The sequence below is a fragment of the Halomonas sp. EF61 genome, from assembly GCF_040147045.1.
GTDB classification, from domain to species: domain Bacteria; phylum Pseudomonadota; class Gammaproteobacteria; order Pseudomonadales; family Halomonadaceae; genus Halomonas; species Halomonas litopenaei.
The window spans coordinates 1222001-1235811 of the sequence record NZ_JAMSHM010000002.1; the positions used below are offsets into that span (position 1 = coordinate 1222001).

Genomic DNA, 13811 nt, shown 5'->3' on the forward strand with positions numbered 1-13811 from the left:
AGCCTCGGCCACGAAATGCTCGCAGCCGACGGCGGCCTTATCCCGCCAGCACCCTCAGCGCCAGCCCCAGCAGCAGCACCCCGCTGATGCGATTGATCCAGTGGGCGCGAGCCTGGAGCCAGGGCAGCACGCGGGAGTGCGACAGCCCCAACGCCACGATGACGTACCAGCCACCGTCGATCAGCATCGCCGTCAGCACAATGATGGCACGCTCGATCGAGGACATTTCGGGACTGACAAACTGACTGAGCAGCGCGACGAAGAACAGGATCAGCTTGGGATTACCCAGGGCAACCAACAGCCCTTCTCTCGCAGCGACGCGGTGACTGGCGGCGGTGGGTCGGGCGCCCAGCGCTCCGCCACGCCCGGCCCTCAGCGCCTTTATGCCAAGCCAGGCCAGATACAGTGCCCCACCGATCGTGATCACGCGAAAGGCGGAGGGATGGCGTTCGATCACCTCCCCCAGTCCCCACACGGTCAGCAAGGCGTAGAGGCCGACGCCCAGCGCATGGGCGATAGCCGCCACCACCCCGGAGCTGCGCCCCCCTCCCAGGGTATGACGAAGCACCAGGGCCAGACTTGGACCAGGAGACATGGCCCCCATGGCACAGATGGCGGCCAGAGACATCCACAATGACAGCGGCATCACACTCCCTCGTGAGAATTCCGATGGACTAGACGACGAATGGCGCACAGTTCAGCGTGCTGACACCTACGACCCACGGCGCTCAGCGGCCATCCTTTGCGGCCTGAATCAAAAAAACCATTCTTCGGAAATGACAAAGTTCACGCCCAATGGTCATTTACAAGCATATTAGTATCGATAACGATACTAAATCGGCATCACCAAAAAACGATAACGATCAATCATCGCATGGGAACAGGGAGGGGACGATGTCTGCCCTTCAGGAAGGTCCGATCGTCCGGCTGATCACGCACCCCAACGTGCAGTCGCAGTTGTTCACCCATCACCTGAGTCAGGTACTCGACTGCCAGGTCAGTCCTCTTGCCCCGGAGGCGGTGTCCGGCCTGGAAGCGGAACTGTCGAACTCACCTCCTGGTGTGCAACTGTGGCTACTGGACGCCGATCAGCTATCACACAGCGACATGCATCGCTGCCACGAGCTCAAGGCACAGTTTCCCGACATTCTGCTGGCGGCGTTCAACCTGGCCAACCAGGAACAAGCCGCTGAATTGTTGGCGTCATTGCACCTTCAGGGCATCTTCTATCGCCGCGACGAACTGGACAATATCTGCAAGGGAATCATCCAACTCCTCGATGGCGCCCTGTGGATGTCGCGTCCGCTGCTTCAGCAGATGTTCGAATATTTCCGACGACAGCAGTTCAACACCTACCGTCCCGTCGCCGGCCTGACCCAGCGGGAGCTGGAAATTCTCGGCTTCATCGGCAACGGCGCGTCCAACCAGGATATCGCCACCCAACTGTTCCTGAGTGAGCATACGGTCAAGTCTCACCTGTACAACATCTTCAAGAAGATCAAGGTGCATCACCGCGCCGAGGCCGCACACTGGGCGCGCAAGCACCTGGGCATCCCGCCCCCCATGACCAAGAATTCACATCGCAGCCGTCTGCCCCGGGAGCTCGAGCCTCGCTGAACCGAGCACGACATGGCCTTGCGGCCAGGCTCACTGCAACGAGAACAACATCGTCGCCCCGGCACCACTGCTGGACGAGGAAGAACGATTGCCACGCCCGGTGACCAGCACCTCCAGCCGGCCCCCGGACGCCTGCTGGATGACGGTCATGCTGAACCTTCCGTCAGGCAGGCGCTCTACCCGAGGCGCCCGTCCCGCCCAGGTCCCGCTCCTGTGCTCCTGCCCTGGGCCCGTCCACTCCCACTGAGCGGTGAAGGGAATGCCCTGGGTCCCGGAGAAACGTACGACAATATCGGCCACGGCAATGCCTGTGGCCGCGAGGAAAAGCCCCAGCCCGAGGACACACCCTGAGAACCGGTGAGTGAATCGGCCCATCTCCCTCCTCCTTTGCTCATCCAGGCGATGCCAAAGGCTGCGGCTGCGCTGCTCGCCAGGCCTTGAGCGAGAAGTCGATGAGCGAAAAGTCGACGAACGAAGGCGCTTATTAAACAAGCCCATTAGACAAGCCCAGCGATTCAGACAAGCCTAGGCGCTGTCCGAAAAGTCGACGAGCGAAGGTTAGACAAGGCAAAAATCGGTGAGAAAGCGCAGTTTACGGGGTGTAAATGAGCATTTTGACCGGGCTGGCGCACCAGCCGATTTTTAACGCCGTATTACCGAGCGCAGGCACTTTTCAGACAAGCCCTAGCGATGAAACTGACGCTCTCGCTCCGGCTGCCACAGTATCTCTTCCACCCGCCAGCGCCCTGGCTTGCCCAATGCCACCTGGGTCGTCCACTCTTCCCCGACCCGACGGGTCAACAGCTCGGCGCCCAGCGGCGCCATCACCGATAGACCATCTTCGGTCGTCGCCAGCGAATGAGGATAGACCAGCGTGCGCGTCAGAAGTCGGTCCGTGTCGACGTCCCTGAGCACAACCTTGCTGTTCATGCTGACCACGTCATCGGGCATCTCGTCCGGGTCGCGAATCTCGGCACGCTCCAGTCGCTCTTCCAGCAGGTCGGCGGCAGCCCGTTCGGTTCCGCAGGCTTCATCGATCAGGCGCTGTAAACGCTCCGCATCAAGACGGTTGGCAAGTCTCAACGACATCCTTGGCACCTCACTGCTAAACGTCGGCCTGCGTCGAAGACAACGATCGAGAATCAGGCCTGGCAACAAAAAAAGCCCTCCCCGATATAGGGAAGGACTCGTATCAGTTTCAGCATACGACAACTTCTAAAAATAAGAAACTACTTATATTAAACTCGCACCCGCCTCGCCCCTTGCCTGGACACCGTTCTGTCGCCGTCGCATCGACAAGCGCGGACGCAGTTGACGACCGATGTGACAGGCCTGGCAAGTCTGCCTCTACACCGCCGCCTGCCTCCGGAGTCGACGAGCGCGCTGGGTTCACGGCATGGACAGGCGGCTTTTCCAGACCCCATACTACGTCGCTTTACCCACGCCCGAGGCCCCATGCCGACGAGTTCCACCGCTTCAGAGTCCTCTCCAGAATCCTTGACCGAACTGCTCGACCAACTACAGGCCGCCAGCCAGGACAAGCGCTGCCTGAGTCTGGCTGAGGTCATCAACGCCGTCGGCAGGCGCAGCTTTGCCCCCATCCTGCTGGTCGCAGGCCTGGTCACGCTCACTCCGCTGATCGGTGATATCCCCGGTGTGCCCACCATGATGGCGCTGCTAGTCGTGCTTGCTGCAGCACAACTGCTGGCCGGAAAAAAGAGCGTCTGGCTTCCGGCCTGGCTGGCGCGGCGTGAGGTGGAGACCGACAAGGTCGAGCGAACCATCGGCTGGCTGCGCAAGCCGGCCGCCTGGATCGATCGGTTGTTGAAACCGAGGCTGACTGTATTCACCGGTCAGATCGCCCGTTACCCCATCGGCCTGGCCTGTCTGGCCATTGCGCTCGCCACCCCACCGATGGAGCTGATTCCATTCAGTGCCACGCTCGCCGGCGCGGCTCAGACCATGTTCGGCCTGGCCCTGCTGGCGCGAGACGGCCTGATGGCGCTGCTGGGCTATCTCTTCACCCTATCGACCGCCTGGGTGGTGCTGGTGGCGCTCTAAGCTTGGCCAACGGTTCTGCCTTTCTCAGCCTGAGTCGAACCGATCGTGCTCTAACGCTGGCCGCAGGAGCGGTCGATGGCCTCGAGCCATTTTGCCACCGCCTCGGCGCCACCGTCGGGCACGCCCATCACCCGATCGCCGAGGTAGGCCGCGCGACCAAAGCGTGGATGCATGTGGGCCGAAGCCTCGACGCCGCGCCAGGCCGCCTCGACCGCCCGAGCAAAGGCCTGAGATCCGTCCAGTCCCTCTGCCAGCGCGGCCTCGAAGGCCTGGCTGGCCGGCATCAGAGCATCCAGCATGGTGCGATCCCCAGGAGCAGCACCTCCGATCTCGGCGATAGCGTCGCCGGCGGCCTTGAGCGCTCTTGCCCAATCCTGTGCCGCGACCTCCCCTTCGCTCGGCAATGCCTGCGACGCACGCAGCAGGGCAAAGGCGTAGAAGGGACCTGAGCTTCCTCCAATCGCTCGCCTCAGGGCCTCCCCGGCTCTGGCCAGGCAGTCGGCAGGCGAACCAAAAGCGCTGTCCGGCAGCTTGCGCAGCGCCTGGGCCGCGCGCACCATGCTGGCCCCCAGGTCGCCGTCGCCAGCGGCACTGTCGAGCTCGGTCAAGCGTTCCTCGCTGGCCACCATGGCGCTCGCCACCGCCGCCACCGCTCGCTGAAGTCGCTCGCAGGGTGGTCCAGCCTCGTCGGCGCCTGGCTGCGGCTCATCAAGCACGCTGGCAGTCACACTCTTCACCTCTGCTGCCACTTCGGCACTGCCTGGCCAGATGCGTACCTCGGTCGGCGACGTGAGCAAGTCCTCGCGGGCTTCGTCGAGCACCATCAACGACAGCGAGCACCCCGGCATTTCCAACGCCGTCATGAAGTTGCCGCACCACCCCAGCACCGGCTCGGCCCCCAGCTCACGCAGCCTGGTCAAGGCCCGTCGCGCCACGATGGCAAGCTCCATCGGCGGTGTGCCGCCGAGACCATTGACCAGCACACCCAGGCGACACCCCTTCACCGACAACGCCTGGCTCAGAGATTCCAGCATGCTATCGACGATGGTATCCGCCGGCAGCATGGCCGACTTGCGAACCCCTTTCTCGCCATGGATGCCCAAGCCGAACTCGATCTCGTCATCACCGAGTTCGAACCCCGGCCGGCCGACCGCCGGCACCGTGCAGGCCCCCAAGGAAATGCCCATGGTCGCCACCGATTCGGCCGCTCCCCGAGCCAGCGCGGCGACCTCCTCGAGGGGTAGACCACGGGCCACAGCGGCACCGGCGATCTTGTGCACCAGTACCGTACCGGCCACACCACGACTCTGCTCCCGGGGTAGTGAATCGCGCAGCGCCACGTCATCGGCGACCATCACCACCTCCACTGGAATCCCCCGGACCCTTGCCAGTTCAGCGGCAAGGCGGAAGTTGAGACGATCCCCGGTATAGTTCTTTACCACCAGCAGGGCCCCACGTGGACCGGCGCAGGCAAGGATCGCCGCCAGCACGGCATCGACGCTCGGTGAGGTAAAAACGTCTCCCGCCACGGCGGCCGTCAACATGCCGCGCCCGACGTAGCCAGCGTGGGCAGGCTCGTGTCCGCTGCCGCCGCCGGATATCACCGCCACCGGCCGACGCTCAGGGTCTTCAGGCAAGCTAGCGTCGATGACCACGTTTTCTTCATCCATCAGCGCAAGCCCAGGATGAAGGGCCACCATGCCTTCCAGCATCTCGCGAACGCTGCCTCTGGGATCGTTGATCAGCTTCTTCATGATGAGCCTCCTGCCCGACGGTGGATTCAGAATGGCAACATGGATGAGCCTCGAACCCTTGTAAAGCCGGCGCACGAGCATCGCCCCGCGCTTCACGCACGACCAGGGTGCGCTGAAGCGAAGAGCTGGCCACAGTTTTTTCCGCAACACTGGACCAGTTGTGCCCAAAAAACAGCAAAGTAGCGCTATCGCACAACCATGCTCATGGCCACCTGATCCTGATCAAAGGCACAGCCGTCCAAGGGGGCTATTCTGATCCTGCCGACCAAGGATTGGTCGAGTGACAAGTCACCGACGGCATGGACGCCGTCGCATCGCCTTTCGGGGGCAAGAGGCGGCATTCCGTCCCTCTTCCCAGCAGGGACCGATATGAAAACCTCTCGCCATGACCTGAAACTGTCCGACCCGCTTCACGACTACCTGCAGCACCCTTCCACACGACACGCCGTGGACGCCCTGCTCGCCCATGAGCTGGAGCACCTGGCGGTCGGCATGCAGTGGGACGAACTCATCAACCACTGCAATACGCTGATTCTGGCGCATCAGATCCGCAACGATTATCTAGAAGTCCTGCTGAAGGCGTCGAAGCGCATCTGGAAGCCATTGATCAAGGGCACCATCTGGCGCGAGCTCTCCATCGGAGAACTCCCCCCAGAACAGCAACCGAGCCCCCAGAACGTCTGGACCCAAGGGTTGTTTCGGTGCTTCATCAACCGCGACAACGGCCAGCCACTGACCACCTTGCTGAGCTGGCATCAGGGCGAAGGGCTGGTGGCCGCGTTCAGCATCGAACCGCGGGATATTCACGACATTCCGCCAGGGTGGGAGATCGATGGACAGGACTCCCGCTACTGGCGGACCCAGCCTGGCCTAGCCGAGTATCACCACTCTTCGCTGCTGGACATTTCATCGCTGGCAGGCCTGGCCGAGACCGCCATCACCGCCCTGAGTCAGGCTGAAATCGAGCCATCGTGAACGAGTAAACCGGCGCCCCCCCTTCGCCGCAAACAAAGCATATCGGCCTTGCTCCATGCCTTGCGGGGCGCCTTTCGGCCTATTGGTCCCGCACAAATACTCGCTCTCCGGCAATCCAGGTTTCACTCACCCGGGTTTGCCAGAGCTCAGCCGGATCGGCACGCAGGATATCGGTATCCACCAGTACGAAATCCGCCCACTGCCCCGGCATCAAGCCACCCAGGCTACCCTCCTGGTGCGCCGCGTAGGCCGCATCGACGGTAAAGCCGCGCAGGGCTTCGGCCACGGTGAGCTTCTGCCCGGGTAGCCAGCCTCCTTCGGGCTGGTCGTCGCGGTCTTCCCGAGTCACGGCGGCGTGCAGGCCGTAAAAGGGGTTGGCTGGCTCGACCGGAAAGTCGGAACCCGCGGCGATACGGCTACCACTGTCCATGAAAAAGCGCCAGGCGTAGGCACCGGCAAGACGCTCCTGGCCTAGCCGGTCACCGGCCATGTTCTTGTCACTGGTCGCATGGGTGGGCTGCATCGAGGGAATGACGCCAAGTTCCGTAAATCGCGGTATATCATCAACGCTCACCACCTGCGCATGCTCGATGCGATGGCGAAGCTCACGCCGCTGGGGATCCTGCTCCAGACTACGCGCATAGACGTCCAGAGCGACACGATTGGCGCGGTCGCCTATCGCGTGCATATTGGCCTGGAATCCCTGGCTGCTGACCTGATCGACCAGCGCCTGCAGGGCATCCTGATTCTGGATCATCAGTCCGCTGGAATCGGGTCGATCACTGTAGGGCGCCAGCAGCGCCGCGCCTCTACTGCCGAGGGCGCCATCTGCATAGATCTTGACGCTGCGAATATCCAGCCAGTCTTCGGGGTCGTCGTGGATGCCCTGCGCGAGAATCTCGTCAAGCTTCGGGTCGCTTGATGACACCATCGGATAGATGCGCACCCCCAACTCACCTGCATCGGCCCTGGAGTGGTACATCTCAAGCTCAGCGGCGCTGGCGCCGGCATCGTGCATTCCGGTGATGCCAAGTTCCTGCAGATGTGCCACGGCGGTATCGAAGGCCTTGGCCATTTCCTGTGCACTGCGCGGGGGAATCTTGTCGGTGATAAGCAGCTCTGCATTGTCGATGAAAACGCCGGTCGGTGTGCCGGCATCATCACGAATGATCTCGCCCCCTTCCGGTGCCTGGGTCTCGCCATCCACGCCTGCCATTTCCATGGCCTTGCTGTTGACCCAGATCGCATGCCCATCCACTCGACTCAGCACCACGGGGCGATCGGCAATCACTTCATCGAGCACTAGCGCGGTGGGAAATGCCTTGCCGTCCCACAGCACCTGATTCCATCCCCTGCCGCGTATCCATTCCAGATCAGGATTTGCCGCGGCGAAGTCGGCGACTGCATTCGCGCTCTGCTCGGCCGACGCCAGGCCACGCAGCTCGACCTCGAGCAGGCTATAGCCGAGCCCCATCAGATGTCCGTGGGCGTCGATCAGGCCAGGCAACAGCGTGCGGCCACCCGCATCGATCGTTGCCTGTGGTTCAGGATACTCCGATAGCAGTTGCTCATCGCCTCGTGCCACCACCTTGCCATCCTCGACGACAAGGGTGGTAAAGCTCACCAACTGGCGATTGGCATCGAAACCGTAGCCGTTGGCATCATGAATCACGGTGGTATCGGCACAAACACCAAGACTGGCGCCGGCAACCGACAACGCAAGCAACGTTTTATTGAGCATGGGCCCACCCTTTCATCTTGTTGTCATAAGGCCTGAATCAACTTTCAGCCTAGCCGTATTGTTCGGCGGCACCCTAGGAGCATGGGGGATACAAGGAAGGACTATCACCTACAAACACCGAGGAAAAAGGAGGCAAATAGGCGAAGAAAAGACCACCAGTCTGGCATACAACATCGGCACGCATTGTCACCGCTGCCTACCGAGATGCGTTCGGTGCATGCCTTAGAGTCAGGCTTGAGCGTCCTGAAGGTCTTGAGCGGATTAGGCGGTCGATTTATCGAACCGGCTGACAAAACATGGATCAGGCGAGACAAGCGCCAGAATGGGTACTGGGCCTGTTTCCAGGCTCGCTACCTTTTGCGTGGACGATGGTCGGATCGTGACAACACCGACCCTCATGATCTGCTGACCCGAGCTTGAACGGTCTCTCTGGTTGCCCATCGAAGGTACTGCTCTGGCCTATCTCGAGTCGCTAGCGCCTAGGGAACTGCAGATAGGGGAAAACGAGCGTAAGGAGGGAATACACGAACTGCATTGGGAATGGTGCCGGTGGTCGGACTCGAACCGACACACTGTTTCCAGCGGCGGATTTTGAATCCGTTTTTCGACAACTCCAGGCCGCGCTTGCAACAGGCACTTGTCGATAAATCAACCACTTGCACTCTTACATTAGTTACACACAACACGTTGATTCGCCTCAATCTGCGACCAAACTGCGACCACATTGCGCAATACCACTGCAGCGGACGAGCGTCCGCTGCAAAAGTGACGGCGGTGTCGCCGGCCATTTTCACAGTGGATCTACAACCAAGGGATCATCAGAACGGCCAGGCCTTCAGCAAACCGCTGGAGCTTCTGGAGCAACTCGCCGCCCGCAAGCGCGATGCCCTCGAGTCCGGGCGCAAGGCGTCGGGGTAGGCGGGCATCACCTACGCCGGCGATCCCAGCAACCGGCAAGCGCTGATGGAGCCCTGAACCTCGCCGCCACCACCGGCCAGACCGCATTCGCACGCTGGAAGGACAGCGATAGCCAGTTCCACGCCGACCTCCCCGTCGCCGACGTCCGCCAGGCGCTGCTCGACATCGCCAACCGCCGCAGCGAGCTGATCGCCTGCGAAGGCGAGCTCAACGCCCAGACTGCTCTGGCCGCCGAGGACCGAACGGAGCTCGAAGCTGTGGAGTGGTCGGAGGGGGTGGCGTCTCTCAACCTGCCCATTCCGGCCGGTTAACCCCCGGCCGTTTTCGTTAGGATGGGGCCGTCATGCAATGAGCAAGGGGGGCACCAGGTGGAACAGGATCTTGCGACTCAACTACTCACCAAGATGACCGAGCTGAAGGCCACCGTGGAGGACAGCGGCTCGCTGTGGGTAGTGGCACTGCCTGCGATCATCACCGGCACTGTAGGCTTTCTCGCAGCGTTCATCCCCGCCGCGCTGCTGGAGCGCCGCAGGGAGATCCGCCAATACAGGACCCTTCGTGCCTCTCTGATCGCCGAGATATCCGCCATGAGCGAACTCATGCGATCACGCGGATACCTGGAGGACCTTCAAGCGGGCGCGGAAGGAGGGCTTCCGGACCTGTCAGTGAAAGTGCCCAGCGACTACTTCAAGGTCTTCAACGCCAACGTCGACAAGCTCGGCCTGCTGGAGCCCGAGGAGGCATCTCGCATTGTCCAGCTCTACCAGCTCGTTGAAAGTGTCATCCAAGATGTGATCCCCGGCGGGATCCTCTATACCGGTGAAGGCGGAAAGGAGACCTTCCAACAGGACCTCGCCTTCCTGAAGCGCGCCCTGGACCTCGCCGACCGGCTGATCGCTGACCATGCAGCCGACCAGCAGCGACGCCGCATGGGGGCGTTATCAGCCGTTAACGGGTGGTCCGTTCGGTAGGATGGGCAGGCACTGCGGAGCATTCAGGAGAGCGATATGGCAGCAGGGACAAGCGCAATAGCGATAGTTGGCGCCATTACGGGCGTGGCGTCGTTCGGCTGGCAGGTTTTCAAGTACCTCAAGGAAGGGCCGATCCTACGCATCAAGGTCTCTCCGGGCATGCAAGTAGTTGGTCCAGATGCTGAATTGGAGGAGGAACCTTGGGCGCTGGTCAGCATTGCGAATGCTGGCTCTCTGCCCACCACGATCACCCACCTGTTTAGCCACAGCTATCAAGGGCGGTTAGATAGACTGCTTAGAAGAAAGTCCGTCACCACCACGCTCTTCCCTCATCCCGACCCAGGTCGCTTGCCTAGCAAGCTAGCGCCAGGCGAGCTCTGGACCGGGATGGTGAAGGAAGAACACCTTCGAGAATCGCTCGAGCACGCTGACCATTTGTATGTGGGGGTTTACCACGTCTTCAGCGATCGCCCCAAGGTTGTACGGGTATCTCTGGAGAGGAAGGCCCGTGAAACGGATTCTGCAAAGTCTCAGACCTAGCTGTGATCTCTCGGTAGGTTGTTCATCCGGAGCCTACCCGGAAGACTGGAGATGCGAACCAACCAATCGCTCCAGGAGGCCCGGATGAACACCCATAAGAATGCCCGTCTCACTCCGCATGGTCGAGCCCTGCTGGCCGCTCGCGTGATCGATGAAGGGCTTCGGCCCAGAGAAGTAGCGCAAGCCCAGGGCGTCAGTGTGAGAACGGTTTACAAGTGGGTGCGTCGTTTCCGCGAGGAGGGTCGCGCCGGTCTCAAGGACCGTACGTCACGCCCTGCCCGAAGCCCCTTCGCGACAGGCGCGGCTACTGTGGAGCAGATCATCGAACGTCGTCAGCAGCGCCAGACCTATCGTCAGATCGCCGAGACACTGGGCATCGGCCACAGCACGGTGGCGCGCATTCTCAAGCGCAAGGGGCTGAACCGGTTGGCTGTCCTGTCACCGGCCAGGCCCGACAACCGCTACGAACACGACGCCCCCGGGGATCTCCTGCATCTGGACATCAAAAAGCTGGGACGCTTCGAGCGACCGGGACATCGCGTGACCGGCGATCGCCAGCAGAACACGCGTGGCGCGGGGTGGGAGTACGTTCATGTCGCCATCGACGACCACACGCGATTGGCCTTCAGCAGCGTTCACCCGGACGAGACGAGTTGGAGCGCCTGCCTGGCCCTGCTTCAGGCCATGCGCTACTACGCCAGCCTGGGCATCCGCTTCATCCGGGTGCTCACCGACAATGGCGCCTGCTACCGGTCCCGGCGCTTCCAGCGCCTGTGCCGGCGGCTGAGGCTGAAACACCGCCGGACCAAGCCATATAGCCCGCGCACCAACGGCAAGGCGGAACGATTCATCCAGACGGCGCTACGTGAGTGGGCCTACGCCCGGTCATACGCCAGTTCGGCAGAGCGTGGCAGGCACCTGCCCGCCTGGCTCCATCAGTACAACTGGCATCGGCCGCATGCCAGTCTGGATTACCACCCTCCGGTTAGCCGGCTGGGCCTTTCCGTGAACAACCTGGTGGGTTTACACACCTAGCTCTCCGTGGTGCATTTATCCAGCGCGAGCTTATGCCAAAGTTTCCGCTAGGCGGTGGTGTGTGATTGATAGCCATTGCCGGCTGATGCTAAAGCGAGCGCTAGGCTGTGCCAAGTTCGGCGCGCGGTTACACACAGCCGCCTCAGTGGCTATTCCCACCAATGGGAAACAACCGGCAAGGCATCGCCCGCCAGCTGCAGCGGCTCGCCGATGAGCGGAGTGACCAGTCGATACTCACGTCCTTGGCTGGCCGCCGCAATGCGCTCGAAGGGTTCCTGCCAGGTGTGCCGGGCGAGCGCGAACTTGCCAACATGGGCGGGCAGCAGTGCCGCGGCCCTGAGCTCTTCCGCCGCTTGCGCGGCCTCCTCGGGCGTCATGTGGATATAGGCCCAGCGCGAATCGTACTGGCCATGGTCCAATGCCACCAGATCGAAGCCGTCGAAGCGTTGCCCGATCTCGGCAAAGTGGGGCCCATAGCCGCTATCACCACTAAATAGGAGCCGTCGCTCGGGGGTTTCCAGAGCGAAACCGACCCACAGGGTCTGATTGCGCTGCAGCATGCGCCCTGAGTAATGCCGCGCGGCCAAGACATGCAACGTCAGCTCGTCGTCCAGTTCCAGGGTGTCGTTCCAGTCGTGCTGGTGGACGTTCTCGGGGTCATACCCCCACTGCTCGAAATAGGCGCCTACTCCCAGACCCGTCACCACGTTACCGACCTTGGATTTCAACGCCGTGATGCTGGGATAGTCCAGGTGATCCCAGTGATCATGGGTGATCAACAGGTAGTCGATGGACGGTATATCCTCGGCGCTGTAGGGGTTGGTGCCGGCAAAGGCACGATTGGCGAAGGGGACGGGCGCGGCATCCTCGCTGAAAACCGGGTCGATCAGGATCCGCTTGCCACCCAGCTGCACGTAATAGGAGGAATGCCCCAGCCAGATCACCAGATCCTGGTCAACATTCAGCGCCTGCAAGTCCGTCTTTACTGAAGGAATGGCGTCCTCCGGCGTCAGCCCCTCATTGCTCGCACGGAGGTTCTCGACGAGTACTGACAGGAAGCTGCGGTTCTGGGTGAACATCGGGGTATCCACCAGGTTGCGGAAGGCACCGTCCACGTAGTTGGGAGAGCGCTTGATCGTGGCGAGAGCGTTACCCTCGGGCAGCTCGCCGAACTTGGGGTGCTGAAGATAAGCCCACCCTCCCAGCAGCAGTACACCGGCGAGAGTGCCGATCACCGTTACCATCTTCCTAAACTTCTTTTTCATTTCGACATTTCCTGATGGGCAACGCTCCGACGAAACAGCGGATGCAATCAGGGCTGCGGGGATGTCCCGCAGCCCTGACGGTCGGTTAACAGGCGTTCACCGTTCGAACGGCTCGAGGCGGGATCAGATCGGCTGAGCGGTGGGGCGAAACAGGATCTCGTTGACGTCGACATCCTCGGGCTCGTTGATCGCGAAGGCGACCATGCGCGCGAAGCTGTCCGCCGGAATCGCGATTTGGCTGACGAAGTCCTTGGTCTGCGTCTGGATCTCCTGATCGCTGATATGATCCAGAAGCTCCGTTGCCACCGCGCCGGGCGAGATGACGGTGGTGCGGATGTTGTAGGGCTTCACTTCCTGGCGAAGCCCTTCGGAGAGGGCGCGAACACCGAACTTGGTCGCGCAGTAGACGGTCGCGTCGGGCCCCATCTTGTGACCGTAGACAGACGACACGTTGATGATGTGCCCGGACTGCTGCTGCTTCATGTGGGGAAGCGCCGCCGCGATGCCATACAGCGTGCCCTTCAAGTTGACATCGATCATCTGCTCCCACTCGTCGATCTTGAGCTGTTCGAGGGGAGCGAGCGGCATCAGGCCGGCATTGTTCAGCAGCACATCCACCTTGCCGAAGTTCTCGACTGCGGCATCGATCAGCCGGGTGACCTGCGCCTTGTCGGTGACGTCGGTGGCCACCGCCAGGGCCTGGTGGCCTGCCTCGGTGAGTTCCTTAGCCAGCGCATCGATGCGCTCCTGGCGGCGCGCGCCTAGGACGACGACGGCGCCCCGCTCGGCGAGGTGGCGCGCCGCCGCCTCGCCGTTGCCGCTGCTGGCGCCCGTGATGACGATTACCTTGCCTTTGACGTTGTCGATCATGTCATTTGCCTCTGTGTGTTCTGTTGAATGTTGCTTGTTCAGTGTTGAAGGGTCACCCGACGCT

General features: G+C 61.8%; 13 protein-coding genes and 1 tRNA gene. 6 read left to right on the forward strand and 8 right to left on the reverse strand.

Annotated features, from left to right (window positions below):
- Positions 1-37: 37 nt before the first annotated feature.
- The gene (locus NFI08_RS14275) at positions 38-646 is read right to left on the reverse strand and encodes a LysE family translocator (protein WP_083970155.1); all 609 of its coding nucleotides are present in this window, start codon (positions 644-646) and stop codon (positions 38-40) included.
- A 248-nt stretch (positions 647-894) separates the two neighbouring features.
- Here NFI08_RS14275 and NFI08_RS14280 point away from each other — a divergent pair, with 248 nt between their 5' ends.
- Positions 895-1617 carry a response regulator transcription factor gene (locus NFI08_RS14280; protein ID WP_108131263.1) on the forward strand — a complete coding sequence of 241 codons (723 nt, stop codon included), beginning with the start codon at positions 895-897 and terminating at the stop codon, positions 1615-1617.
- Positions 1618-1647: 30 nt separating this feature from the next.
- On the opposite strand, the gene NFI08_RS14285 is transcribed toward NFI08_RS14280, so the two are convergent.
- Entirely contained in the window at positions 1648-1992 is a 345-nt protein-coding gene (locus NFI08_RS14285) for a hypothetical protein (RefSeq protein ID WP_349590143.1), read from the reverse strand.
- 309 nt (positions 1993-2301) lie between these two features.
- A complete protein-coding gene (locus NFI08_RS14290; RefSeq protein WP_349590146.1) occupies positions 2302-2706 on the reverse strand; it encodes a GreA/GreB family elongation factor in 405 nt (134 codons plus the stop codon).
- Positions 2707-3072: 366 nt separating this feature from the next.
- Between NFI08_RS14290 and NFI08_RS14295 the strand changes: the two genes are divergently transcribed.
- Complete coding sequence (locus NFI08_RS14295; RefSeq protein ID WP_108448535.1) at positions 3073-3678, forward strand: exopolysaccharide biosynthesis protein; 606 nt, start codon at positions 3073-3075, stop codon at positions 3676-3678.
- 50 nt (positions 3679-3728) lie between these two features.
- On the opposite strand, the gene NFI08_RS14300 is transcribed toward NFI08_RS14295, so the two are convergent.
- Positions 3729-5432, reverse strand: a complete 1704-nt coding sequence (locus NFI08_RS14300; protein WP_349590150.1) for a dihydroxyacetone kinase family protein — start codon at positions 5430-5432, stop codon at positions 3729-3731.
- Between the two features lie 369 nt (positions 5433-5801).
- Between NFI08_RS14300 and NFI08_RS14305 the strand changes: the two genes are divergently transcribed.
- A complete protein-coding gene (locus NFI08_RS14305) occupies positions 5802-6407 on the forward strand; it encodes a hypothetical protein (protein ID WP_349590152.1) in 606 nt (201 codons plus the stop codon).
- Between the two features lie 79 nt (positions 6408-6486).
- Here NFI08_RS14305 and NFI08_RS14310 read toward each other — a convergent pair whose 3' ends face one another.
- Both NFI08_RS14310 and NFI08_RS14315 read right to left on the reverse strand, forming a co-directional pair.
- Positions 6487-8148, reverse strand: a complete 1662-nt coding sequence (locus NFI08_RS14310; RefSeq protein ID WP_349590155.1) for an amidohydrolase — start codon at positions 8146-8148, stop codon at positions 6487-6489.
- Between the two features lie 541 nt (positions 8149-8689).
- Positions 8690-8783: transfer RNA gene (locus NFI08_RS14315), tRNA-OTHER, on the reverse strand.
- Between the two features lie 651 nt (positions 8784-9434).
- On the opposite strand from NFI08_RS14315, the gene NFI08_RS14320 reads away from it, so the two are divergent.
- The 3 genes from NFI08_RS14320 (at position 9435) to NFI08_RS14330 (ending at position 11612) form a co-directional block, all read left to right on the forward strand.
- Positions 9435-10037, forward strand: coding sequence for a hypothetical protein (locus NFI08_RS14320; protein ID WP_124802881.1), 603 nt, complete (start codon positions 9435-9437; stop codon positions 10035-10037).
- A 36-nt stretch (positions 10038-10073) separates the two neighbouring features.
- A complete protein-coding gene (locus tag NFI08_RS14325) occupies positions 10074-10577 on the forward strand; it encodes a hypothetical protein (protein ID WP_124802883.1) in 504 nt (167 codons plus the stop codon).
- 84 nt (positions 10578-10661) lie between these two features.
- Positions 10662-11612, forward strand: a complete 951-nt coding sequence (locus NFI08_RS14330; RefSeq protein ID WP_124802885.1) for an IS481 family transposase — start codon at positions 10662-10664, stop codon at positions 11610-11612.
- A 149-nt stretch (positions 11613-11761) separates the two neighbouring features.
- Here the strand turns inward: NFI08_RS14330 and NFI08_RS14335 are convergent, their stop codons facing one another.
- Together NFI08_RS14335 and NFI08_RS14340 are read right to left on the reverse strand one after the other, a co-directional pair.
- On the reverse strand, positions 11762-12877 hold the full coding sequence (locus NFI08_RS14335) for an MBL fold metallo-hydrolase (RefSeq protein ID WP_124802887.1): 1116 nt from the start codon (positions 12875-12877) through the stop codon (positions 11762-11764).
- A 123-nt stretch (positions 12878-13000) separates the two neighbouring features.
- The gene (locus tag NFI08_RS14340) at positions 13001-13747 is read right to left on the reverse strand and encodes an SDR family oxidoreductase (protein WP_124802889.1); all 747 of its coding nucleotides are present in this window, start codon (positions 13745-13747) and stop codon (positions 13001-13003) included.
- Positions 13748-13811 lie beyond the last annotated feature (64 nt).

Coding starts and splice junctions, on each gene's coding strand:
- NFI08_RS14275 (WP_083970155.1), bottom strand. CDS start 646: ATGCCGCTGTCATTGTGGATGTCTCTGGCCGCCATCTGTGCCATGGGG.
- NFI08_RS14280 (WP_108131263.1), top strand. CDS start 895: ATGTCTGCCCTTCAGGAAGGTCCGATCGTCCGGCTGATCACGCACCCC.
- NFI08_RS14285 (WP_349590143.1), bottom strand. CDS start 1,992: ATGGGCCGATTCACTCACCGGTTCTCAGGGTGTGTCCTCGGGCTGGGG.
- NFI08_RS14290 (WP_349590146.1), bottom strand. CDS start 2,706: ATGTCGTTGAGACTTGCCAACCGTCTTGATGCGGAGCGTTTACAGCGC.
- NFI08_RS14295 (WP_108448535.1), top strand. CDS start 3,073: ATGCCGACGAGTTCCACCGCTTCAGAGTCCTCTCCAGAATCCTTGACC.
- NFI08_RS14300 (WP_349590150.1), bottom strand. CDS start 5,432: ATGAAGAAGCTGATCAACGATCCCAGAGGCAGCGTTCGCGAGATGCTG.
- NFI08_RS14305 (WP_349590152.1), top strand. CDS start 5,802: ATGAAAACCTCTCGCCATGACCTGAAACTGTCCGACCCGCTTCACGAC.
- NFI08_RS14310 (WP_349590155.1), bottom strand. CDS start 8,148: ATGCTCAATAAAACGTTGCTTGCGTTGTCGGTTGCCGGCGCCAGTCTT.
- NFI08_RS14325 (WP_124802883.1), top strand. CDS start 10,074: ATGGCAGCAGGGACAAGCGCAATAGCGATAGTTGGCGCCATTACGGGC.
- NFI08_RS14330 (WP_124802885.1), top strand. CDS start 10,662: ATGAACACCCATAAGAATGCCCGTCTCACTCCGCATGGTCGAGCCCTG.
- NFI08_RS14335 (WP_124802887.1), bottom strand. CDS start 12,877: ATGAAAAAGAAGTTTAGGAAGATGGTAACGGTGATCGGCACTCTCGCC.
- NFI08_RS14340 (WP_124802889.1), bottom strand. CDS start 13,747: ATGATCGACAACGTCAAAGGCAAGGTAATCGTCATCACGGGCGCCAGC.